The sequence below is a fragment of the Pantoea sp. CFCC18177 genome, from assembly GCF_059412425.1.
Genome location: NZ_JBNBPL010000007.1, coordinates 53,428 through 77,031, shown reverse-complemented (window position 1 = coordinate 77,031; position 23,604 = coordinate 53,428). Strand labels below are relative to the sequence as shown.

19 protein-coding genes are annotated in these 23,604 nt (G+C 53.7%); 8 read left to right on the top strand and 11 right to left on the bottom strand.

Going from position 1 to position 23,604, the window contains the following annotated elements:
- The first annotated feature begins 10 nt into the window (after positions 1 to 10).
- Positions 11 to 865, top strand: a complete 855-nt coding sequence (gene rapZ, locus ACPUC8_RS09265; protein WP_039327464.1) for an RNase adapter RapZ — start codon at positions 11 to 13, stop codon at positions 863 to 865.
- The gene (gene npr, locus ACPUC8_RS09260) at positions 862 to 1,134 is read left to right on the top strand and encodes a PTS phosphocarrier protein NPr (RefSeq protein ID WP_039327462.1); all 273 of its coding nucleotides are present in this window, start codon (positions 862 to 864) and stop codon (positions 1,132 to 1,134) included. The genes rapZ and npr overlap by 4 nt, the downstream gene beginning before the upstream one ends.
- A gap of 6 nt (positions 1,135 to 1,140) precedes the next feature.
- On the opposite strand, the gene mtgA is transcribed toward npr, so the two are convergent.
- Positions 1,141 to 1,863: a monofunctional biosynthetic peptidoglycan transglycosylase gene (gene mtgA, locus ACPUC8_RS09255; protein WP_283226838.1), complete on the bottom strand. Its 723-nt coding sequence runs from the start codon at positions 1,861 to 1,863 to the stop codon at positions 1,141 to 1,143.
- 896 nt (positions 1,864 to 2,759) lie between these two features.
- Positions 2,760 to 5,096 (bottom strand): aerobic respiration two-component sensor histidine kinase ArcB, encoded by a 2,337-nt coding sequence (arcB, locus tag ACPUC8_RS09250; protein ID WP_494926082.1) that lies wholly within the window; start codon positions 5,094 to 5,096, stop codon positions 2,760 to 2,762.
- 886 nt (positions 5,097 to 5,982) lie between these two features.
- On the opposite strand from arcB, the gene ACPUC8_RS09245 reads away from it, so the two are divergent.
- Positions 5,983 to 11,514, top strand: a complete 5,532-nt coding sequence (locus tag ACPUC8_RS09245) for a glutamate synthase-related protein (RefSeq protein ID WP_039327455.1) — start codon at positions 5,983 to 5,985, stop codon at positions 11,512 to 11,514.
- Positions 11,515 to 11,580: 66 nt separating this feature from the next.
- Positions 11,581 to 13,335, top strand: a complete 1,755-nt coding sequence (locus tag ACPUC8_RS09240) for a sulfite reductase subunit alpha (RefSeq protein WP_039327453.1) — start codon at positions 11,581 to 11,583, stop codon at positions 13,333 to 13,335.
- A 134-nt stretch (positions 13,336 to 13,469) separates the two neighbouring features.
- On the opposite strand, the gene sspB is transcribed toward ACPUC8_RS09240, so the two are convergent.
- The 5 genes from sspB to zapE form a co-directional block, all read right to left on the bottom strand.
- Complete coding sequence (sspB, locus tag ACPUC8_RS09235) at positions 13,470 to 13,955, bottom strand: ClpXP protease specificity-enhancing factor (protein ID WP_039327451.1); 486 nt, start codon at positions 13,953 to 13,955, stop codon at positions 13,470 to 13,472.
- Positions 13,956 to 13,958: 3 nt separating this feature from the next.
- The gene (gene sspA / locus ACPUC8_RS09230) at positions 13,959 to 14,600 is read right to left on the bottom strand and encodes a stringent starvation protein SspA (RefSeq protein ID WP_039327450.1); all 642 of its coding nucleotides are present in this window, start codon (positions 14,598 to 14,600) and stop codon (positions 13,959 to 13,961) included.
- 326 nt (positions 14,601 to 14,926) lie between these two features.
- Positions 14,927 to 15,319 carry a 30S ribosomal protein S9 gene (gene rpsI / locus ACPUC8_RS09225; protein WP_034826648.1) on the bottom strand — a complete coding sequence of 131 codons (393 nt, stop codon included), beginning with the start codon at positions 15,317 to 15,319 and terminating at the stop codon, positions 14,927 to 14,929.
- A gap of 15 nt (positions 15,320 to 15,334) precedes the next feature.
- A complete protein-coding gene (gene rplM / locus ACPUC8_RS09220; RefSeq protein ID WP_039327446.1) occupies positions 15,335 to 15,763 on the bottom strand; it encodes a 50S ribosomal protein L13 in 429 nt (142 codons plus the stop codon).
- A gap of 237 nt (positions 15,764 to 16,000) precedes the next feature.
- Positions 16,001 to 17,128 (bottom strand): cell division protein ZapE, encoded by a 1,128-nt coding sequence (zapE, locus tag ACPUC8_RS09215; protein WP_039327444.1) that lies wholly within the window; start codon positions 17,126 to 17,128, stop codon positions 16,001 to 16,003.
- A gap of 184 nt (positions 17,129 to 17,312) precedes the next feature.
- Between zapE and zapG the strand changes: the two genes are divergently transcribed.
- From zapG to degS, 3 genes are all read left to right on the top strand, one after another.
- Positions 17,313 to 17,717 (top strand): Z-ring associated protein ZapG, encoded by a 405-nt coding sequence (gene zapG / locus ACPUC8_RS09210; protein WP_039327442.1) that lies wholly within the window; start codon positions 17,313 to 17,315, stop codon positions 17,715 to 17,717.
- A gap of 102 nt (positions 17,718 to 17,819) precedes the next feature.
- A complete protein-coding gene (gene degQ / locus ACPUC8_RS09205; protein WP_039327440.1) occupies positions 17,820 to 19,190 on the top strand; it encodes a serine endoprotease DegQ in 1,371 nt (456 codons plus the stop codon).
- 86 nt (positions 19,191 to 19,276) lie between these two features.
- Positions 19,277 to 20,356 carry an outer membrane-stress sensor serine endopeptidase DegS gene (gene degS / locus ACPUC8_RS09200; protein ID WP_039327438.1) on the top strand — a complete coding sequence of 360 codons (1,080 nt, stop codon included), beginning with the start codon at positions 19,277 to 19,279 and terminating at the stop codon, positions 20,354 to 20,356.
- A gap of 23 nt (positions 20,357 to 20,379) precedes the next feature.
- Here degS and epmA read toward each other — a convergent pair whose 3' ends face one another.
- From epmA to efp, 4 genes are all read right to left on the bottom strand, one after another.
- The gene (epmA, locus tag ACPUC8_RS09195) at positions 20,380 to 21,357 is read right to left on the bottom strand and encodes an elongation factor P--(R)-beta-lysine ligase (protein ID WP_283226842.1); all 978 of its coding nucleotides are present in this window, start codon (positions 21,355 to 21,357) and stop codon (positions 20,380 to 20,382) included.
- 157 nt (positions 21,358 to 21,514) lie between these two features.
- A complete protein-coding gene (locus tag ACPUC8_RS09190; protein ID WP_058972404.1) occupies positions 21,515 to 21,649 on the bottom strand; it encodes an entericidin A/B family lipoprotein in 135 nt (44 codons plus the stop codon).
- A 105-nt stretch (positions 21,650 to 21,754) separates the two neighbouring features.
- Positions 21,755 to 21,889 (bottom strand): entericidin A/B family lipoprotein, encoded by a 135-nt coding sequence (locus ACPUC8_RS09185; RefSeq protein ID WP_494926081.1) that lies wholly within the window; start codon positions 21,887 to 21,889, stop codon positions 21,755 to 21,757.
- Positions 21,890 to 21,945: 56 nt separating this feature from the next.
- Complete coding sequence (efp, locus tag ACPUC8_RS09180; RefSeq protein ID WP_039327432.1) at positions 21,946 to 22,512, bottom strand: elongation factor P; 567 nt, start codon at positions 22,510 to 22,512, stop codon at positions 21,946 to 21,948.
- Between the two features lie 41 nt (positions 22,513 to 22,553).
- Between efp and epmB the strand changes: the two genes are divergently transcribed.
- Positions 22,554 to 23,582: an EF-P beta-lysylation protein EpmB gene (epmB, locus tag ACPUC8_RS09175; protein WP_494926080.1), complete on the top strand. Its 1,029-nt coding sequence runs from the start codon at positions 22,554 to 22,556 to the stop codon at positions 23,580 to 23,582.
- Positions 23,583 to 23,604: the final 22 nt, after the last annotated feature.

Here is a 23,604-nt window from a genome sequence, read left to right as displayed (position 1 = left end):
GAGAATTGTGATGGTGCTGATGATCGTTAGCGGTCGGTCAGGCTCAGGAAAGTCGGTTGCACTACGCGCCCTTGAGGACATGGGGTTCTACTGTGTTGATAACCTGCCGGTGGTATTGCTGCCGGAGCTGGCGAACACCTTAACGGAGCGCAACATTTCGGCTGCAGTCAGCATTGATGTGCGCAACATGCCTGAATCACCCGAAGTATTCGAAACGGCTCTCAACAATCTGCCTGAGTCGTTCTCTCCGCAGCTGCTGTTCCTGGATGCCGATCGCAATACCTTAATCCGCCGTTACAGCGATACGCGCCGCCTGCATCCCCTCTCCAGCAAAAATCTGTCGCTGGAAAGTGCCATCGATGAAGAGAGCGATCTGCTGGAGCCATTGCGATCGCGTGCTGATTTGATCATCGACACTTCCGAGATGTCGGTACACGAGCTGGCAGAGATGCTGCGAACACGCCTGCTGGGCAAGCGCGAGCGTGAATTGACCATGGTGTTTGAATCCTTTGGATTTAAACACGGCATTCCGATTGATGCAGATTACGTGTTCGATGTGCGTTTCTTACCGAACCCGCACTGGGATCCTAAACTGCGTCCGATGACGGGTCTTGATCGCCCGGTCGCCGCCTTCCTGGATCGTCATACCGAAGTGCACAACTTCATCTACCAAACGCGCAGCTATCTGGAACTGTGGCTGCCGATGCTGGAAACCAACAACCGCAGCTACCTGACCGTAGCCATTGGCTGTACGGGTGGTAAACACCGTTCAGTGTATATCGCTGAGCAGCTGGCGGATTACTTCCGTTCACGCGGTAAAAATGTGCAGTCTCGTCATCGCACTCTGGAAAAACGCAAATCATGACCGTGAAGCAAACCGTTGAGATTCGAAATAAGCTGGGTATGCACGCTCGTCCGGCCATGAAGCTGTTCGAGTTGGTACAGAGTTTTGATGCTGAGGTGCTGCTGCGTAACGAGGCGGGAACGGAAGCCGAGGCCAGCAGTGTGATTGCATTGCTGATGCTGGACTCGGCAAAAGGCGGCCATATTGAGATTGAGGCCAGCGGCCCGGAGGAAGTCCAGGCGCTGGCAGCCGTCATTGAGCTGTTTGAAGCGGGCTTTGACGAGGACTAGAAGCGATTAATGCAGCTTGTAGCGTTCAAGGAAGCCTTCGCCCCCAAGCTGTCGCATCTGTCGCATGATCCACTGCTGACGCATACGGACATACCCTGAAGGCGCATCCGCGCGGAAGCGAATAGGATTAGGTAACACCGCCGCCAGCAGCGCGGCTTCAGAGATCGTCAGGCGACTGGCGGGTTTATGAAAGTAGCGCTGCGAAGCTTCTTCCACACCAAACACACCGTTGCCAAACTCTGCGATATTCAGGTACACCGTCAAAATTCGGCGTTTAGTCCAGACGGTTTCAATGCCCACCGTCAGCCCGGCTTCCAGGCCTTTACGCACCCAACTGCGACCATCCCATAAAAACAGGTTTTTAGCCGTCTGCTGAGACAAGGTTGAGGCACCGCGCATCCGCTCGCCACCTTCGTTATCCAATACTTGTTGAATCGCGTCGACATCAAATCCCCAGTGTTCCGGAAATTTCTGATCTTCAGAGGCAATCACCGCCAGTGCCATCCACGGGGAAATATCATCCATCCCCACCCAATCGGAATGGGCGACATAATCAAAGCGGCCACTCATCCAGGCCCCAAGCTGACGCTCTACCATCACCGCTGAAAACGGTACAGGCAGGAAGGCAAAGATCACAATTCCTGCGAGCCAAACCCCAAGCCAAGCCAGTAGCACTTTTACTACCAGCACTTTAATGCGTTGTCCCAGTTTCCCTTTACTCTTACTCATGCAATTTTCTCTTACCTGTTCCCTGAGTTAATCAATCACTCAAGTCACGATTTCATATATCTGCGATTCAAGCCTAACCTTTATCCCTCATTGCCAGTCACTTAGAAGGAAAGTTATTACCTGCGCAACCATCGTTCCTCTATTAGAGCCAATTACATCAAGCACTTCCGCCAACAAGGAATCGGTTCCATGGTGAAAAAACCATCAGAATCTTTACCGTCAAACACTTAAACCGATGTGATTAAGATCACAATTAAACTTTCACAATACTTAACATTAAACTTTCAAAGCATTTGAATATGTTCATTGATAAGCGAGACCATTCTGAAAAACGTGGCGAAAATAGCATCGCCGACTCAGCCAACTCCCTGTTTTGAGGTAAAGCACCTCCCCCTCATTTTGGTTTACATTACGGCGTTAAACCCTAAACTGGAACTTTCTAAAGAGGGTTTCCAAAACGTTTTGGATAACCCGCCAAAAACCTCATATTTCTTGTCTAATATCAGTATGTTAAGCTTATTTAACTGCGATTTTTTAGCGGAATAAGATTTTCAACGCTGCCGACAGGCTTTTCCTGCTTCTGGCTGAAGGAAATCCAGGCAAAAAGCAGAACATTTGGTCAAAAATAGTGCAATACGGCAAAGAAATTAATTCCTTACTTGACTGTGTCAGCAAATTAATGTTTTCTGTATTTAAACGCTGCTCAACATCACACAATTTAATGAATCTTGTCACAAGCGTTGGCGAATTTGTTAAGGTGATTTTGAAGCGTCATCCAATACCAAACTGTTGCTGATTCAATCGACCACTAACGATAGCAGCAGTACCCATTTCCCTGGTGTTGGCGCAGTATTCGCGCACCCCAGTTTCGACTGGGGTCATTTTTTTCTGGCGTACTACGATTTTTCCCGCTCTGCTACCCATTCGCGTAACACGTTAACTTCATGTTGCCACTCATGTTTTAATTCGTCGATCCACTCCTGCACGTTATCCCACCAAGCTGGCAATTCCGGGGACTGAATCTGCTTCGCGAGCTTTTGCAAGTGCAACAGACCCACCGAACCTGCCGCACCTTTGATCTTATGCCCCTCTTCCGCAATCCCTTTCTGGTCACGCGCCATCATGTTGGAATCCAGCACTTCAAGATAACCCGGCATCATTTGCTCAAACATCGTCAGGCTTTGCTTAATCAAACCCGGGCCGACCAGTTCAATGTATTGCTCCAGCATCTCGACATCGAGTAGCGTGCGGGAATGCTCGTCTGATGAGCTCATAACAGCCTCTGACGCGTCTCCCTGGTAATCCCAGAACTTTTTGATTATCGCGGTCAGAGCTGGCACGGCCAGCGGCTTACTCAACACATCATCCATACCCGCATCGAGGTACTCTTTTTTATCTTTGAGGACATTGGCAGTGAGCGCCACTAACGGCGGTAACGAGATGCCGGCGTGCTGCTGATGTATGGCACGCGAGACATCCAGCCCGGTCATATCGGGCAGCTGGATATCGAGCAACACCAGATCAAACTCCTGCGGATCGAACATCGCCAGCGCGTCACTGCCGGTCATCGCCACTTCCACGCTGCATCCCAGTTTTTCCAATACCGAACGGGCGACAATCACGTTCAATTCGATATCTTCCACCAGCAGCACGTGCAGCGCCGGCAACGGCATGCTGTCGTCTACGTTCTCATCTTCTACTTCATCCGCCACGCGCGGTGCTTTGATATCGACCCTGAAGCATGAACCCTGACCCGGCGCGCTGCGGACGCTGATATCGCCGCCCATGGCCTGTGCCAGGCGGCGTGAAACGGCCAGGCCAATCCCGGTTCCCGTTGCGGGCTTACCGCCCTGCTGATCTTTCACCTGGTAATACATGGCGAAGATTTTATCCTGCTCGTCCTGCGGAATCCCCATGCCGGAATCCTGTACTTCGAAGTGCAGCGTTTCGTCCGGGTGATAAGCCACACGCACCACGATTTCACCCTGCTGGGTGAATTTCACCGCATTGCCAATCAGGTTCCACAAAATCTGACGCAGGCGCGTCCCATCCGCCGAAATTTTATGCGGCAGCGGGAGTTCCGGGGCCATGACAAACTTCAGCCCTTTCGGCTGCGCCAGCAAGCCAGAGAGGTTTTCAAGATCCGCCAGGAAGCCAGTGAAATCGAGCGGCTGATTATCCAGTTGCACTTTGCGGCGCTCAATTTTGTCCACTTCAATCACATCATTGAAGATGTTGCCGAGGGTGATGGCGGAGACATGGATGGTTTTCAGGTACTTAAGCTGTTCCTGATTGAGATCGGTATCCAACAGAATGCGGCTCAGCCCCACAATGCCATTCAACGGCGTACGCAGCTCGTGGCTGATGGTGGATATAAAGGTGGTTTTCTCACGGCTGGCGTTCTCCAGCGCGTCCTGATAGCGCTTGCGCTCAGTAATATCGCGTCCGAAGCCCATCAAGCCACTGCGTTTCCCCACGCGGTCATAGTAGGGCACTTTACGAATTTCAAAGCAGGCCTTGCGCCCGTCAGGATATTGCAGCCACTGTTCGTAAGTCAGAGAGACATTATGACGGAACACTTTCTCATCAGTTTCCAGTACCTTGGAGGCGGCATCTTCGTCGTAGATATCGCGCGGTGTCAGCCCAATTAACTGTTTCTCGCTCATCCCCGTCAGCAGCTCCATCGCGCGGTTACAGCCAGAGAACTGTTTGTCGATGTTGCGATAGAACACCAAATCCGGTGAGGCATCGAGGAAAGAGCGTAAGAAGGAAGATTGCTGCTCCAGCTCAATCTGCGCCTGTTCGCGACGTGCCATCTCTTCGCGCAACTTATCCATCACCTGTTCGCGCGCTTGCTCAGCTTTGATACGGTCATTAATTTCCTGATTAAGCTGAGCAATGGTTTCTTTCATCTGCTGATTGAGTTCGAGGTCGCGCGTGCGCATCTCCTCCAGCTTGTCCACCAGCCTGGTGAGCCGCTGGCGTGACTCTTCCAGTTGATCGACCACCACCGACAGGAAATAAACCGCCCAGGGGGTAATTAACAGACCGAAGAATATCGAACGTACCACGTCAATGCTTTCTACATGGCCACGCAGCACCATGGTGACCGCCATCTGCACCACCATGGCCAGCACCACCAGCGCCGAAGCCAGCAGCAGTGAGAAGCGCACTAGCCCCAGCTTGACCATCAAATCAACGTAGTACTGCGCTAAAAGACGAATCTGTTTCATGTCGAACTCCCTGAACGAAATCTGGCCCATAATAGCGTAATTATCGCCGCACTGCGCCGCTTCCCCTTACCTGACGACACAGACTTCGCCCCATTCTGGTGCATCGCAATGCCATTTCGCCGACGTTCGGCTCTTTATGCGCAAATCGCTTGACTAATTCTGCCAACTGAATAATCTGGAGGGCCGCACTTTTGCGGCCCTTTCATTACATCCCGTGCTATTCAGCATGTCAGCAGCCATTGCGCCTGGTGGTTGCGTTTCTTTATTGCATATCCATTCAACTTAAGTGCTGTTTTAATCACGTCACGCATGATTAATTTTACTAATGGCAGCCCGATTTTGATTCAAATATGACGCCATAAGAAAAACAGATACATGAAGTGTCCGAAACCGCACCAACAGAATTTTATGCTGACAGGTGCGGGTTATTCAGCATTGTTTGGATATCTGAGGCGTTCATCACAGTGAGACGGCTCACACTTCATAGGGGAATCAGAATCCTCAGATTGACATATATTTACGTAATAAATCCTTCATAATCATTAAGTTAAATCACAAAAAAGCCAATTAACCGCAATAAAGCTGGCTATTTGACCTGAGTTCGCTTTCCCGATAAGTTGGAATTCCGCTGGATGCTTTCCAGTCGGGACTGTGTCTCGGCATATCTATGCAGCAAGAAACTCCCTCTGGATGCAAGTTATCTCCTGTAAGAGACCGGAAGTAAGAGCAGCTCATCAAGGACGTGAAACTCTTCTCTTGAGAGCCTTTGCTCAGTATTGCGACGTCCGCGTTTAAGCGCGGCGAAAACGAATTGATACAGCACGCAGCGGTGCTCTGTGCTCGAAATAATGCAGGTAATGTCAAAAGCAGTTTAAGGAGACCCTCAATGTCCACTCAAAAACCTCATCCATATGGTTTGTATGATCCCTCAGCAGGCAGTGATAGCTGTGGTGTCGGGTTTATTACCCGTAAGGACGGCGAGCAGACCCATGAGATCCTGCAGATGGCGCATAGCGCACTGTGCACGGTGCCACACCGTGGCGGTATGTCTGCTGAAGGCGTGGGCGATGGCGCGGGTGTCAACGTCGATCTTTCTCTGAATTTCTTCCGTAAAGTGACGGGCCAGCCGCTGGAAGCCGGTCGCTTTGGTGTGGGTAACTTCTTCGTCCCTAAAGATGCCGAACTGCGTGCAAACGCCGAGCGTCTGGTTGAAGAAACTCTGGCCGCACATAACTTTGCCGTGCTGGTGAAACGCGATATGCCGCTGGACGGCAGCGTGACGCGCCCTGCTGCGCTGCAATTCCAGTTACCGATTGTGCAGTGGGTCTTCGCCGCGCCACAAGAAGTGACTGAACAGATTGAATTTGAGCGCCATATCTATCGCGCGCTGCTGGATATTGAAGCGCGTGCCTTTACGGAAAGCGAATTCGGCGGACTCTATCCGCTGTCGCTCTCTTCGCGCACCCAGGTGTTTAAAGCACGCCTGAACTCCAACGAAGTGATTCCTTACTTCAAAGATTTGACCGATGCGGATCACCAGGTGCGCGGGCTGTTCTTCCATACCCGCTTCTCAACCAACACCGATCCGCACACCACTATGGCTCAGCCATTCCGTTTGATGGCGCACAACGGTGAGCTGAACACCGACCGTAAAAACCGCATCGCAGAAGCGGCGCTGATGTTAGCGCGCGGCAAAAAAATCGTGCGTCCGAAAGGCCAGTCTGACAGCTCACGCCTCGATCAGAGCATCCACAGCCGTTTGATGGAAGATAACCTCGACCTGATCAACGCCGTGGTCTCCATGATGCCGCCTGCGTGGGAAAACGACACCTCACTGTCAAATGAAGTACGCGCCATGCTTGAATACTTCTCTCTTTATGAAGAGAAGAACGATGGTCCGGCAGCCCTGATCTTCGGCAACGGTGAAGTGATCGGTGCGCGTCTTGACCGCCTGGGTCTGCGTCCGCTGCGTTCGGTAGAAACGGCAGAATATATCGGTGCGATGTCCGAAGCAGGCCAGATTGCCTTCCCACCGGAAAGCGTCCTGCGTCGTGGCCGTATCGAAGCGGGCGGCATGCTCTATTACGATCACAAAGAAAAACGCTCTTACACCACCGTGGAAGCGCTGGAAAAACTGGCAGCAGAGAAAGATTACCTTTCACTGCTGAGCGCCGCGCGTGTTGACCTGCACGACCTGCCAGAAATTCAGGCGGAGAAGCTCGGTTCGCCGCTGCGTTATCGTGGTGACCTCAAAACCTATCAGCGTTTTGTGGCCTACTACTACAACCAGGAAAGCTTCAAATTCATGATGGACCCGATGCTGCAAACCGGCGCTGAGAAGATCTCAGCAATGGGTTACGGCAACGCCATCAATGGCCTGTCCGACCATGAAGGCGGCATGGCGCACTACTTCTCGCAACGTTTTGCTCAGGTCACCAACCCGCCACTGGATTCCATCCGTGAAGCGGACGGCATGACGCTGCGCGTCGCGCTGGGCGCAAAACCGCATCTGGGCCGCAGCAAAGGCCAGCAGGTTATCGTGCCGACGCCGATCCTGACTCACCTCGACATGCTGCGCCTGCGTGAGCAAGACGTCGCGCCTTACGCGCGCTTTGAGATGCTCTACGAGCCGGTGATCGGCAAAGATATCGTTAGCCGTGCAGCCAACGCCAAAGCGCTGGAAAACGCTATTGATAACCTGGCACAGCAGGTAGTGGATTTCGCACGCCAGCAAGGCGGCATCGCGGTCATCACTGACCGCCATATCTCTTCGACTCATGCGGCGATTCCGATGCTGCTGATGGTTTCTGCCATCAACCAGCGCCTGGTGCAGGAAGGTTTGCGCCTGGACGTTTCTCTGGTGGTCGAGAGTGGCCAGAGCATCTCTTCACACCATATTGCTGCCACCCTGGGCTTCGGTGCGTCAGCGGTCTATCCGCTGGGCGTGCAGATGCGTGCAGAAGAGAAGTTTGGTGAGGGCGAAGAAGGCAATAAAGCCTTTAAGCGCTATGCCAAAGCGGCTGAAAAAGCCTTGATGAAAACCATGGGTAAAGTGGGTCTCTGTACCGTGGAGAGCTATAGCTGTGGTGAGTTCTTTGAGCCAAACTTCCTCGATACCGAAGATCCGGTACTGAAGAAGTACTTCCCGAATATCAAAACGCCGGTGGGTGGCGCGGGCTTCCCGGCTATCGCCCAGATGGCGGTTGACTGGCATCAAAGCGCGCTGAAAATTCAGGGCGAGGCAGAAGTGCCGTTGCTGGGTCTGTTTAAAGAGCGCGCAGAGGGTGCGGGTCACTCCTACGGCACCATTGCCGTGCGTACCTTTATCGATATGACTGAGCAGCCGATTCGCTTCGCGGACAAAGCGCGCGAGGAAGACAACTTTATCCGTCTGATGACGCTGGCCAAGCTGGACAACGCCTTCAACATCAAAGCGGACGCCTTTAAAGACAGCAGCTTCGAACGCATCCCGAACGAGGTGATTGATTCACTGGCGATCACGCCGGATTACCGTCAGTTCTCCAGCCTGATGCACGCAGAACGTAAGCGTCGTCCTGCGGCCCTGCGTGACATTCTCGCGCTGCCATGTGATTTGACTCACGTTGACAGTGAAGCCGAATTTGGTCGCAAGCTGGGGCGCTACTCGCTGGTCAACAACGGTTTTGCGACCCGCGGGCTGAAGTGCGAAGCCGTCAGCGGCAGCCTGAACCAGTTCGAACTGCGTTTGATTGATTCTATCGCTGGCCTGAAGCCAGAAAACGAGCGTCTGGAAGCACTGTCGCGCGCGCTGAAAACCCGTTTCAGCGACGATATCGAAAGCAGCAACGTGGCAAACGGTGTACTGACAATTACCGCTTACGGTAAAGCGGCAGAGTATCTGTCCCTGATCTTTACCGCTCTGCCTTCGCTGCCGCTGGATGAGATTCAGCCGGCACACGAAATTACCCGCACTTTCGCCTCTGGCGCGATGAGCCACGGTGCGCTGGTCGCCCCTGCGCATGAAGCCGTAGCACACGGCACCAACATGGTGGGCGGTATGAGTAACTGTGGTGAAGGTGGCGAGCACTATTCACGTCACGGCACCATCCGCGCCTCACGTATTAAACAGCTGGCTTCAGGTCGTTTTGGCGTCTGGGCTGCCTATCTGGCCGATCCGATGCTGGAAGAGCTGGAGATCAAAATTGGTCAGGGTGCGAAACCGGGTGAAGGCGGTCAGTTGCCGGCACCGAAAGTGACGGTAGAAATCGCTGCAGCACGTGGCGGTACGCCGGGTGTTGAGCTGGTTTCACCGCCACCGCATCACGACACCTACTCGATCGAAGATTTGGCTCAGCTGATCCACGACTGTAAAGCGGCACGTGTGCGCGTTATCGTCAAACTGGTGTCTTCTGAGGGCATCGGCACCATCGCTGTCGGCGTGGCCAAAGCCGGCGCTGACGTGATTAACGTGGCAGGTAACACCGGCGGTACCGGTGCGGCTTCGGTCACCAGCCTGAAGTACACCGGACGCGTTGCCGAAATCGGTATCGCTGAAGTGCACCAGGCGCTGTGTGCTAACGGCCTGCGTGACAAAGTGCAGCTGCGCTGCTCCGGTGCACAACAAACCGGTAGCGATGTGATCAAATCCGCCCTGCTCGGCGGCGACAGCTTCGAGTTTGGTACCACCGCGCTGATGATGCTGAAATGCGTGATGGCGAAAAACTGTAACGTTAAATGCCCGGCCGGTTTGACCACCAACGCCGAAGCTTTTGATGGTGATCCGCGTCAGCTGGCGCAGTACTTCGTCAACGTCGCACAAGAAGTCCGTGAGTTCCTGGCACGCCTCGGCTTGCGTTCACTGCGTGAAGCGCGTGGACGTTCTGATCTGCTGCACCTGATGGATCACCCGCTGGAAGTGGGCAAACTGGACCTGCGTGCCATGTTGACCGTGGTGCCAGAGCAGAAAATCGCTAAGCCGGTTTATCTGGAAAAAGATTTTGAACTGGACAACGGCTGGGTCGAAGAGCTGAAAACGCAGCTTATCGGCCAGGCGAGCCGCGATATCTCGCTCGGTGCCGGCATCACCCTGAACAACCGTAATAAGAGCGTGGGCGGCCAGCTGGCCATCGACATCGAGCGTATGCTCAACCACGAATTATCAGCTGAACAACGTGCTGCTCTGCCAGCGGTGTTCAAAGACGATCGTGGCCGCCATTATCTGGCACCGCGCACCGTGAACATCCACACCAGTGGCTCTGCGGGCCAGTCATTCGGTGCCTTCTGCAACGATGGTATGCAGATGAAGCATTACGGCACCTGTAACGATGGCGTAGGCAAAGGCCAGTGTGGTGGCGAGTTGGTGGTGATGTCACCAGGCGGCGGCGCACAAGACAGCGATGGCAACGTGCTGATCGGTAACTTCGCGCTGTTCGGCGCAACCGGTGGTCGTCTATACGTACAAGGCCAGGCGGGCGACCGTTTCGCCGTGCGTAACTCTGGCGCAACGGCGGTTGTTGAAGGCGTGGGTGACTTCTGCTGCGAATACATGACCAATGGCGCGATTCTGAACCTGGGCACCTTCGGTAAAGGTTTCGGTAACGGCATGAGCGGCGGTTTCGCTTACCAGTATGACCCGTATGGTGCACTGGCAGGCCACGCAGCGGGAGATTCCGTGCTGTTCGGTTCTATCGCCGACGAAGATGAAATGGCGCAGGTGCACAAGCAAGCGGTGCTGACCATGCTGAACTGGCATCTGGAAGCCACTCAGTCTCCTCGTGCAGCCTGGCTGTTGGATAACTGGGAAACCGAGTGCCATCACTTTGTCTACGTGATGCCACGTTCGCTGCTGCTGTATCAAGACGGTGGCGAGATCCTGAAGGCGAAGTCACGTAAGGATCTGCTCGAAGAGCTGTCAACGTCACTGGCTGCGCATCAGGTTGCGAAATTCAAAGCGGCCTGGCGTACCGGCAAAACCATCGCTGATGGTGCAGTACCGGCTTACGGTGCCACAGATACGCTGGAGATGTTTGTCCTGCTGAACAACTACACCGTGCTGAGCTTCGCGCAGCAACTGGCGCTGGGCAAGCTGCCGAAAGGCACTTCAGTGGAAGATCCTGCGGTGGAAAAAGCCGTGCGTAATCTGCTGATGACCGAAGACTTTGCCCTGATCAGTAAGCTGCAACGCCATGCGCGTTCAGCGATTGAGAGCTACAGCGATGATGAACTGGCTAGCCTGATCGCGGCAAAACGTATGTCGGATTATAAAGCGGCACTGACGCAACGTAACATTCGCTCGATGGACAGCCTGGCAACCTATGGCTGGATCATTTATCAGGATGCCCGTAACCGCGAGGTGCTTGGCCATCTGCCTGATTTCGAAGAGCTGTTTGCGCGTGCTGCACTGCCAGAAATCGCCGCTGCCGTCGGGAAACTTTCCTGATAGCAGCACCAATGAATGTGTGTATATTGACTGAACATCACGAGACGGGTTTGAGTACAGATATCCATGAAGATTCCTTACATTCCTGAAGATGCGCCCTTTAACGGCGAACAGAAATATTGGCTGGCGGGTTTTCTCGCCGGCCTCCACTCGCGCCTGTTGGTATTAGAAGATAAGCAGACTGCCCCTGCGGCCGGTGGCGCCACCAATACGCAGTTGCACATTCTGTTCGGTTCGCAAACCGGCAACGCAGAAGCGCTGGCACAGACCGCTGCCAAAGCCGCGCGTGCCAAAGGTTTGGTTCCTGTGGTTCAGGCCTTGGGCGAAGTCGATTTGGATGTGTTTGCGACCATGCGCCATGTGCTGATCGTGACCTCAACCTACGGCGAAGGCGAAATGCCGGACAATGCACAGCTGTTCTGGCAGGCGCTTTCTGCCAGCACCGCGCCCCGTCTGGAGCAGATGCACTTTGCCATCCTGGCAATTGGCGATACCGGCTACGACGGCTTCTGCCAGGCAGGTAAGTTCTTCGACATGCGTCTGGAACAGTTGGGCGCGAAACGCGTCTTTGACCGCATCGATTGCGATATCGACTACGAAGAGCCATCCAGTGCATGGATTGGCGATGCGATGCCACAGTTTGCGGCCAGTGCAGGCAGCAGCGGCACGGTGTTAGAAAGCGCGCCTGAAGCCCCTGTGATCCCAGGTAGCAACAAACAGAACCCTTATGCCGCCGCACTGGCGACCAATAAGCGTCTGTCTGGCGAGTCTTCAGCGAAAGATATTCGTCACTTCGAATTCGACCTGACCGACAGTGGCCTGAAGTACGAAGCCGGTGATGCGCTGGGCGTGATCCCCGTCAACGACGCTGAGCTGGTGACTCTGCTGCTGAGTGAGCTGAAAGCCGATTACGAAACGCCGGTACCGGGCTTTGACCGCAACCTCGGCGATCTGCTGACTTATCAGTTCGAGATATCTGAGCCGTCACGCAAGCTGATCGAGTGGGTTGGACAGCACACCGCGAACCAGGAACTACTGCACGTGTTGCAGCACGATGATAAAGACACCCTGGCGAACTGGCTGTGGGGCAAAGACACCCTGGACCTGCTGCAGCTGGAGCTGAAGCGTAATCTGTCCGTGCCGGAGTTGGTTGCGATGCTGCGTCCGCTGCAACACCGCGCGTACTCCATCTCTTCCAGCTCGAAGACTCATCCAAATCAGGTGCATCTGACCATTGCTTCTGTGCGCTATCACAGCGGCGGCCGTGAGCGTAAGGGTGTGTGCTCCACTTACCTGGCTGAGCGTGTGCGTCGTGGCGAGAAGCCAGCGATCTTCATTTCGCCGAACAAAGCGTTCCGCGTCCCAGCGAATGGCAATGCGCCACTGATCATGGTTGGCCCAGGTACCGGTATCGCTCCGTTCCGCGCCTTCCTGCAAGAGCGTCAGTCAACTGGTGCAGACGGTAAAAACTGGTTGTTCTTTGGCGACCAGCATCAGGAACACGATTACATCTACGAAGATGAATTGAGTGGCTGGCAGCAGAGTGGCCTGTTGACGCACCTCGACCTGGCGTTCTCACGCGATCAGGAAGAGAAGATTTACGTGCAGAACCGTATGTTGGAAAAAGGCGCCGAGCTGTATGCCTGGCTGCAAGAAGGGGCTTACTTCTATGTGTGTGGCGATGCCTCACGCATGGCGAAAGATGTCGACGCTGCGCTGTATGAAGTGGTACGCCAGTTTGGTGGCCTCTCCAGTGAACGTGCTGCGGCTTACATCGACCAGTTGAAGAAAGATAAGCGTTATCTGCGCGACGTCTACTAAGACCCGCCGTAGCGATTTGTAGGGTGCGGCCTTCAGGCCGCCCGATGTGAGCAACGGTTGCGCCAGAACGCGCCCACACAAATGTGCAGATATAAAAAAACGGGCCAAACGGCCCGTTTTTTAATGCATGCGATTTACTTCACCACGCGTAATGAAGGACGTCCACCACGCGGTGGCGGCTCATCATCCGGCGAGTGATCATCATCAGCCGCATCGTCTGGACGATCGCCATCAATCACAGACATCATCGTCTCTTCCTGGCCGCCCTCTTGCTCGTCCGTTGCCAGCTCGTAAGCCGGTTCAGGTTCGAACATGGTACCTGCACCATTCTCTCGCGCATATATGGCGAGAACGGCTGCCATCGGGACAGAAACCTGGCGTGGAACGCCGCCGAAGCGCGCATTGAAACGCACTTCATCATTAGCGAGGTCCAGATTACCCACCGCGCGTGGCGCGATGTTCAGAACGATCTGACCATCCCGCGCATACTCCAGCGGCACCTGCACACCAGGCAGATTGATGTCGACCACCAGATGCGGCGTCAGCTGGTTGTCGAGCAACCAGTCATAAAACGCGCGCAGCAGATAGGGACGACGAGCCGTTAGTTGCGACATTTCCATACATTAGCCCCGGGCTTGCAGGCGCATTTCACGTTCCGCTTCCGTTAATGAAGCGAGGAATGAGTCACGTTCAAATACGCGCGTCATGTAGCCTTTCAGCTCCTTAGAACCCGCGCCAAGCAGATCTACGCCCATCTGCGGCAAACGCCACAGCAGCGGTGCCAGGTAGCAATCCACCAGGCTGAACTCTTCGCTCATGAAGAATGGCGTACGTGAGAACAGCGGTGCAATCGCCAGTAACTCTTCACGCAGTTGCTTACGTGCAGCGTCTGCTTCTGCATTGTTACCGGTTTCGATGGTACGCATCAGGGTATACCAGTCCTGCTCAATGCGATGCATCATCAGACGGCTTTCGCCACGTGCAACCGGATAGACCGGCATCAGCGGTGGATGCGGGAAACGCTCATCAAGGTATTCCATGATGATGCGTGATTCATACAGCGTCAGTTCACGGTCGACCAGCGTAGGTACGGTGCGATACGGGTTGAGGTCAATCAGATCCTGTGGCAGGTTATCCGTTTCAACCTGCTCGATCTCCACGCTGACGCCCTTTTCGGCCAGTACGATACGTACTTGATGGCTAAAAATGTCAGTCGGACCCGAAAACAGCGTCATTACCGAACGTTTGTTGGCAGCGACAGCCATGAAAACCTCCAAGTTTGTTCACAAAAAGTTACTGCGAATAGCCAACCACACGGCGACTCACCGATTCATCAGATCGCACACAGCCAGCGTGCATCACATTATTCTGCCATCCCGACAGGAATAACGCGCACAACGCTCCAGCTTGCGGGCGCAAAGTGTCAGTGAGTTTACCAGATTTTAAGCAGCTTGTGGGGCAGGGATAATCATTTGCGGGCAAAATGCGGGTAAAGCTCGCGTTTTTAGCGTGAGAAAGCATAAATGAAGGCAATAAAAAACCCGCCGAAGCGGGTTTTTTGAGCAAATCGTGTCTGCCGAAGCAGCAACAATTAACGCTTAGAGAACTGCGGACGACGACGTGCTTTACGCAGGCCGACTTTCTTACGTTCAACTTCACGTGCGTCACGGGTAACGAAGCCCGCTTTACGCAGTTCAGGACGCAGAGACTCGTCGTATTCCATCAGAGCGCGTGTGATACCGTGACGGATCGCACCAGCCTGACCAGAAATACCACCACCTTTAACAGTGATGTACAGGTCAAATTTACCAACCATATCAACCAGCTCCAGCGGCTGACGCACGACCATGCGTGCAGTCTCACGACCGAAGTATTGCTCCAGTGAGCGCTGGTTAATGACGATGTTACCGCTACCCGGCTTGATGAATACGCGAGCAGCAGAGCTTTTGCGGCGACCAGTGCCGTAGTTTTGAGTTTCAGCCATTGCCTATAATCCCGATTAAATGTCAAGAACTTGCGGTTGCTGCGCCGCGTGGTTGTGCTCGTTACCTGCGTAAACTTTCAGTTTACGGTACATAGCACGACCCAGTGGGCCTTTCGGCAGCATGCCTTTAACCGCGATTTCAATCACACGCTCAGGACGGCGCTCGATCATCTCTGCAAAGGTCGCTTGCTTGATACCACCGATGTGGCCAGTGTGGTGATAGTAAATCTTGTCAGTACGCTTGTTGCCGGTTACAGCAACTTTGTCAGCGTTCAGAACGATGATGTAATCACCGGTATCAACGTGCGGAGTGTATTCCGCTTTATGCTTACCACGCAGACGGCGCGCCAGTTCAGTCGCCAGGCGACCCAAGGTTTTGCCCGTTGCGTCAACAACATACCAGTCACGCTGTACGGTTTCTGGTTTAGCTGTAAAAGTTTTCATTGAAAAGCTTACCCAAATAAAAAGTTACACGTTGGTGAAATCCCAAACGCTAAGTAAACGAATGAGGCTCACACGACCATTTTGCCCAGCAAGCCACCCCTTCAAGTGAGTTACCGGATCACATCGGATTCTGGGAAAGAAAATCGATGCTGTAACGTGGGGTCGCAAGATTATAGAGAAGTCGAACTCAAAGATCGAACCTTTTTGCATCTAAATCCTGCGATTTCTGCCCCGCTATCAAGGCAGATGCGGCAGACGCAAATACTCTTCGCTCTGCATCTCCTGCAAACGCGATAAGCAGCGTTGATACTCAAACTTTAAGCGTGTGCCCTGATAAATTTCGAACAGTGACGTTTCCGCTGCCACAACCAATTTGACGTGGCGTTCATAGAATTCATCGACCAGCGCCAGGAAGCGCCGAGCCTGATCTTCCGTCTTGTAAATCATCACCGGCACATCATACAGCAATACGCTGTGGAAGCGGCGCGATAGCTCAATATAGTCATGCTGACTGCGCCCTTCTCCGCATAATGCGAGGAAATCAATCGCCAGCACGCCTTCATTGACGCCCAGCGTCGGCATCTGGCGGTGGTTAATCTCCAGAACGAGCGCATCCTCACGCGCTTTTCCTGACAGCGCGCGGAACATACGCTCCATTTCTGCGTGCGTGGCCTCGTTGAGTGGGAAATTCCACAGATGTGCCGAGGTCAGGGTGCGCAGGCGATAATCGATGCCAGCATCGACATTCATCACGTCACAATGGCGCTTAATCTGCTCAATCGCGGGCAGGAAGCGAGGACGTTGCAAGCCATTGCGGTACAGGTCATCCGGTGGAATGTTTGAGGTAGCCACCAGCGAGATACCCCGTGCAAACAGCGCCTCCATCAGCGTTCCCAATAACATCGCATCGGTAATGTCGGACACAAAAAATTCGTCGAAACAGAGAATATCGGTTTCAGCTTTAAAACGGTCAGCCACAATCAACAGCGGATCGCTGTGCCCTTGCAGCTGCGTTAACTCTTCATGGACGCGCAGCATAAAACGGTGAAAATGCAGACGCATCTTGCGATCGCCAGGAATAGACTGAAAAAATAAATCCATCACCCAGGTTTTACCCCGCCCAACGCCGCCCCACATGTAAAGACCACGCACCGGCGTTTCGTTGCTGCTTTTCTCTTTGGTCATCAGCTTAGATAAACGGCCAAACAGCCCTTTCGCTGCCGGCTCTGGCGCGGGTTTACGCGCTATCAATCCTTGCTGAATAGCATCTAAGCGGGTTATCGCTTCGCGTTGTACGTCGTCCGGGCGAAACTCGCCCTGTGACAGCGCCTGCTCATAACGGGCAAGCGGAGATAAGGTTTGCATGGTTCTCTCAGAATCCCTGAAAAAGTCCGATTCACGGGTCGGTTGGCGAAAATTAGGCCGCACTACACTAAGCGATGCAGCCCGAGAGTTCCACTTCCAATAGATTATTGGGTATAGTGGCTGCTAATGAAGTTGAAACAGAAGCAATGCCCTACGAAGCAACGGAAATTACACGGGAGTCATTATGACCTGGGAATATGGGCTGATTGGTTTAGTGATTGGCATTATTGTCGGCGCGGTAGTCATGCGTTTTGGCAACAAAAAGCTGCGTGAGCAGCGTAGCATGCAGTATGAACTGGAAAAATCGAAGGCGGAGCTGGCAGATTATCGCGAAGAGCTCACCAACCACTTTGCTCGCAGCGCAGAGCTGCTGGACAACATGGCACATGATTATCGCCAGCTGTACCAGCATATGGCAAAAGGCTCTAACGACCTGCTGCCAAACCTGCCGGGCGAAAAGAATCCGTTTGCTTACCAACTGACGGAAGCCGAAGCGGATAACGATCAGGCACCGGTGCAAATCCCGCGTGATTATTCAGACGGCGCATCCGGTCTGCTGCGCGGTAGCGATCGCACTCCACGCAAATAATCCTTTTGGGGCACAGCTTAGCTGTGCCCTTTTTGTTTCCGAACACTTGCCCCAAACTACGGTCACACTTTTTATCCTCTTTTCGCAGTGAGAGCGTTTGCAATGAAAAAACAAGCACGACTGTTAAGCGCATTAGCCTTGAGCATTGGTATGAGTCTGGCCGCAACGCCCGGCGCAATGGCCACGCTGCCCGCACAGGTTCAGGGACAAGCACTGCCGAGTCTGGCTCCGATGCTGGAAAAAGTTCTGCCGGCGGTGGTCAGTGTGCATGTAGAAGGCACCGACAGCGGCCAGCAAGCACAGGATATTCCTGAACCTCTGAAACGCTTCTTTGGTCAGGCGCCGGGACAATCCCAACCGCAGCCGTTTGAAGGATTAGGTTCAGGCGTGATCATTGATGCCGCTAAAGGTTATGTCCTCACCAACAATCACGTGGTTAACGGTGCGGATAAAATCAGTGTGCAACTGAGCGATGGCAACGAGTATGACGCCAAGCTGATTGGTCACGATGAGCAGACCGATATCGCCCTGATCCAGATTGAAGGGGCTAAGAATCTGACACAGGTAAAAATCGCCGATTCCGATTCCCTGAAAGTCGGTGATTTTGCCGTGGCGATTGGTAACCCGTTTGGCCTGGGGCAGACAGCCACGTCCGGCATTATTTCCGCGCTGGGCCGCAGTGGTTTGAACCTCGAAGGGCTGGAAAACTTCATCCAGACCGATGCGGCGATCAACCGCGGTAACTCCGGTGGTGCGCTGGTGAACCTGAATGGTGAGCTGATTGGCATCAACACCGCCATCCTGGCCTCCAGCGGCGGCAACATTGGTATCGGCTTCGCCATCCCGAGCAATATGGCAATGAATCTTGCACAGCAGTTGATTCAGTCAGGTGAAGTGAAACGCGGGCAACTCGGTATCAAAGGCACGGAAATGACGGCGGATATCGCCAAAGCCTTTAATGTCGATGCACAGCGTGGTGCCTTTGTTTCCGAAGTGCTGCCAAACTCTGCCGCGCAAAAAGCCGGTATCAAGGCGGGTGATATCATCACCTCGATTAACGACAAAGCCATCACCAGCTTTGCCGAACTGCGTGTCAAAGTGGGTACCACACCGCCAGGCCAGCAGGTGAAGATTGGTCTATTACGCCAGGGCAAACCGGTTACAGTGACCGTGACGCTGGAGCAGAGCGCGCAAACCACCGCCAGCGCCCAGCTCATGTCGCCAGCATTACAAGGTGCCACCTTGAGTGATGGAACGGCAAAAAGCGGCGATAAAGGCGTGAAAGTCGATGCCATCGAAAAAGGCACTCCGGCTGAGCAGGCTGGCCTGCAGAAAGACGATGTGATTGTCGGAGTGAACCGCGATCGCGTGACGTCGCTGGCTGAAATGCGCAAAGCGCTGGAAGGTAAACCGCCGGTGCTGGCACTGAATGTGGTGCGCGGTGACGAGAGCATTTACCTACTTATGCGTTAAACCTCGCAAACGGCGGACAAGCAGGTGTTTGTCCGCCTTTCTCATGCTATTCTGCCCTGCGATCAAACCTTTCCTGAAATAACACCATGATTCTTAAACTTTTGCGTTCTGTGGTGATGGGCCTGATCGTAGCGGGCTTACTGCTTGTTGCGATTCCTGCGCTGCGTATGGGCAGCAACGTCACCTTTGATCATGATAACAGCGATGATGAATCCCCCGTGAGCTTCAATCAAGGGGTGCGTCGTGCTGTGCCTGCGGTGGTCAATGTGTATAACCGCAGTGCTCACGGCAACAACAATCGTGGCATTACCACGCTGGGTTCCGGCGTGATCATGAACGTGAAAGGCTACATCCTGACCAATAAGCATGTGATTAATAACGCCGATCAGATTATCGTCGCGCTGCAGGATGGCCGTTTCTTTGAAGCCACTTTGGTCGGCTCAGATGCCATGACCGATCTTGCCGTGCTAAAAATCAGCGCCACAAATCTGCCGACCATTCCCATCAATGCCAAGCGTATCGCTCACATTGGTGATGTCGTGATGGCCATCGGTAACCCTTACAACCTCGGTCAGACGGTCACCCAAGGCATCATCAGCGCCACCGGGCGCGTAGGTTTGAGTTCTTCTGGCCGTCAAAACTTCCTGCAGACCGATGCGTCCATCAATCAGGGGAATTCCGGCGGTGCGCTGATCAACTCGTTGGGTGAGTTAATGGGCATCAACACGCTCACCTTTGATAAAAGTAATGACGGTGAAACGCCGGAGGGCATTGGTTTTGCCATTCCTACCGCGTTGGCGACCAAAATTATGGACAAGCTGATTCGCGACGGTCGCGTGATTCGCGGCTATATCGGGATAACCGGACGTGAACTTCCCCCGCTGCACGGCCAGGGCAGCAGCCTCGATCGCGCGCAAGGCATTATCGTCAGTGAAGTGACACCGGGAGGGCCAGCCGATCGTGCGGGCATTCAGGCTAATGATGTGCTGTTGCAGGTAAACGGCAAACCGGCGTTGTCGGCGCAGGAAACCATGGACCAGGTGGCGGAGATTCGCCCCGGGTCGGTGATTCAGGTGCAGGTGTTACGCAACGAACAGAAGATGATGTTGCCCGTGACCATTCAGGAGTTCCCGGAAGCACCGGCAACCACCACGCCACAGCAATAAGGGCGCTGATGCGCCCTTCTGATTTAACTGCGATCGACCGGGAAAGCGATCACGTCGCTCAGCGCATTCGCTTTCAACGCCAGCATAATCAAACGATCGACACCCAGCGCCACGCCTGAGCACGCAGGCATGCCGTGCGACAGCGCATCCAGTAGGTAAGTATCAATCGGATGCTGCGGCAAACCCCGCGCGGCACGGCGGCGGTTATCTTGCTCAAAACGCTGACGCTGTTCACGGCTATCGGTTAACTCACGGAATCCGTTTGCCAACTCCACACCTTTGTAATAGACCTCGAAGCGCTCTGCGACGCGATGATCTTCGGTGCTGATTTCAGCCAGCGCCGCCTGGCTTGCCGGGAAGTGATACACGAAGCATGGCTTGTCATTGCCAATCTTCGGTTCAACCCCCAGCATAAACAGCAGCTGCAGCAGCGTATCGCGGTCATCTTCGCGGTTCGCCAGTTCACCTTCGCCCAGTTTGGTTGCCGCTTCACGCAGTTGCGCTTTATCTGCCGATAACGGGTCGAGCTCCAGGTGACGAATAAACGCTTGCTGATATGACAGTGACTCGGCGCTATCGCACTCCAGCACTTGCTGCATTAAATCGTCCACTTCGTTCATCAGACGATACATGTCGTAGTGTGGGCGATACCACTCCAGCATGGTGAATTCTGGATTGTGATGACGTCCTGCCTCCTCATTACGGAAGCAACGTCCCATCTGGTAGATCGGGCCACTGCCCGCCGCCAGCAGACGCTTCATGTGATATTCCGGACTGGTCATCAGCCAGAGATCGCGCCCTTCTGCTGCGCCAGGCCCAACAAAACGCGTCTGGAAGGGTACCAGATGGATATCGGTAATGGTCGCCTGGCTCATCGCCGGGGTATCAACCTCCAGCACGCCGCGATCGGCAAAGAAACGACGAATCTCCGCCAAAATGGCGGCGCGTTTCAACAAATTGGCAATGGGTGCGCTCGGCTGCCAGCTTGCCGTTTCGCTCATGTTGGTGACTCCGTATACAGATAAGGGGGAGAAGTCTACCCGTATTGATTAAGGCAAACAACGGCGTAACGGGGTGACAGGCGTTAACAGTGCTTTTTCAGATAAGGAAGCGTAAGAGAAAAAGCCGGTACGAAATCAGGTTTCGCACCGGTCTTCATCACTGCGTGCTGCGTTGAATGGCTTTGCCACCTGCTTCGACATCTTCCCCTACACCACGGGTGGTGTTGCAGGCAGAAAGCAGAGTTGAAAGCACCAAGACTGAGAAAATCGCGACAATACTTTTCTTTAACATAGCCATATCCTTGTTGGTTGCAGTAGAAAGTACAGCCCTTCAAGCATAGACCTGATAAGACACTTCGGCGGCTAAGCCACGGAGAAAAGGTGATGTCGTCGCAATTTATTTGTCAGCTGCGTGTGAGATCGCGCCACCCAAATGGGAGACATCTTCACCAAAGCCGTGGAAAGTGTTGCAGGCACTCAAAGCGGAGGAGAGCAGCAACGCAAAAACAGCCAACTTCGCTATCTTTTTCATTTTTCTGAACTCATAGAATGAAAAAAGGCGCATCGATGATGCGCCTGATTTGACGATTATTTTACGCGGGAAACGTATTCGCCAGAGCGGGTATCCACTTTAACGACTTCGCCAATCTGCACGAACAGTGGAACTTTGATCACTGCGCCAGTCGACAGAGTAGCGGGTTTGCCGCCGGTACCTGCGGTGTCACCTTTCAGGCCAGGGTCAGTTTCAGTCACTTCAGCTTCGATGAAGTTCGGTGGCTGAACCGCGATCGCTTTATCGTTCCACAGGGTAACGATACAATCAGCGTTGTCCTGCAACCATTTGGTCACGTCATCCAGCACTTTAGCTTCGATCTGATACTGCTCGAAAGACTCTGGGTGCATGAAGTAGTAGAAGTCGCCGTCATTGTAAGAGTACTGCAGCGTCATATCACGAACGTCTGCGCCTTCGGCAGAGTCAGTAGATTTGAAGGTCTTCTCAACGCGAGAACCGGTCAGCAGACGACGCATTTTCACGCGTGCAAATGCCTGGCCTTTACCCGGCTTGACGAACTCACTGGCTTCGATGGCATATGGCTCGCCTTCGAACATGATTTTAAGACCGGGACGGAAATCGTTGCTAAGATAAGTCGCCATAAAGGCCCTCTGTAAATATTGAACTGGTAATAGCCAAAAAAATGGCACACATTGTAACCCTAAATCCCCCCATCAGAGAAGATTGGTTGCAGCAACTTGCTGATGTTGTCACCGATCCTGCTGAATTACTGCAACTTTTAGCTCTCGATCATCATGCAGATTTGGCCGCAGGCCACGATGCGCGCAAGCTTTTTGCCCTGCGCGTGCCTCGCGCCTTCATTCAGCGTATGGCGATCGGTGATCCACAAGACCCTCTGTTGCTGCAAGTTTTGACCAGCCGTCAGGAATTTAATGATGCGCCAGGTTACAGCACCGACCCGCTCGACGAACAGAGCAGCGTGGTGCCGGGTTTACTGCATAAGTATAGAAACCGTGCGCTGCTGCTGGTGAAAGGCGGTTGTGCCGTCAACTGCCGCTACTGTTTCCGCCGCCATTTCCCCTATCAGGATAACCAGGGCAATAAACGCAACTGGCAGGCTGCGATTGATTACATTGCGGAACATCCAGAACTGGATGAGATCATCTTCTCCGGTGGCGATCCGCTGATGGCGAAAGATCATGAGCTGGCGTGGCTGGTTGGCGCGCTGGAAAAAATTCCGCATCTGAAACGTTTGCGTATCCACAGCCGCTTGCCGGTGGTGATCCCTGCTCGCATCACTGAAGGATTGTGTCAGATTCTGGCTGAGACGCGCCTGCAAGTGTTAATGGTCAGTCATATCAACCACGCGCAGGAGATTGATGACGAGCTGCGCTATGGCATGCAGATGTTGAAGCGTGCGGGTGTGACGTTGCTCAATCAGAGTGTGCTGCTACGTGGCATCAACGATGATGCGCAAGCACTGGCCAACCTGAGTAATGCGTTATTTGATGCGGGCATTCTGCCTTACTACCTGCACGTGCTGGATAAAGTGCAGGGTGCCGCCCATTTCTTTGTTTCCGACGATGAAGCCCGTGCGCTTGTGCGTCAATTGTTGACGATGGTGTCAGGCTACATGGTGCCGAAGCTGGCGCGTGAGATTGGTGGTGAACCCAGCAAAACGCCGCTGGATTTACAGCTCCGTCAGGAATAAAAAAAGCCGCATCAGCGGCTTT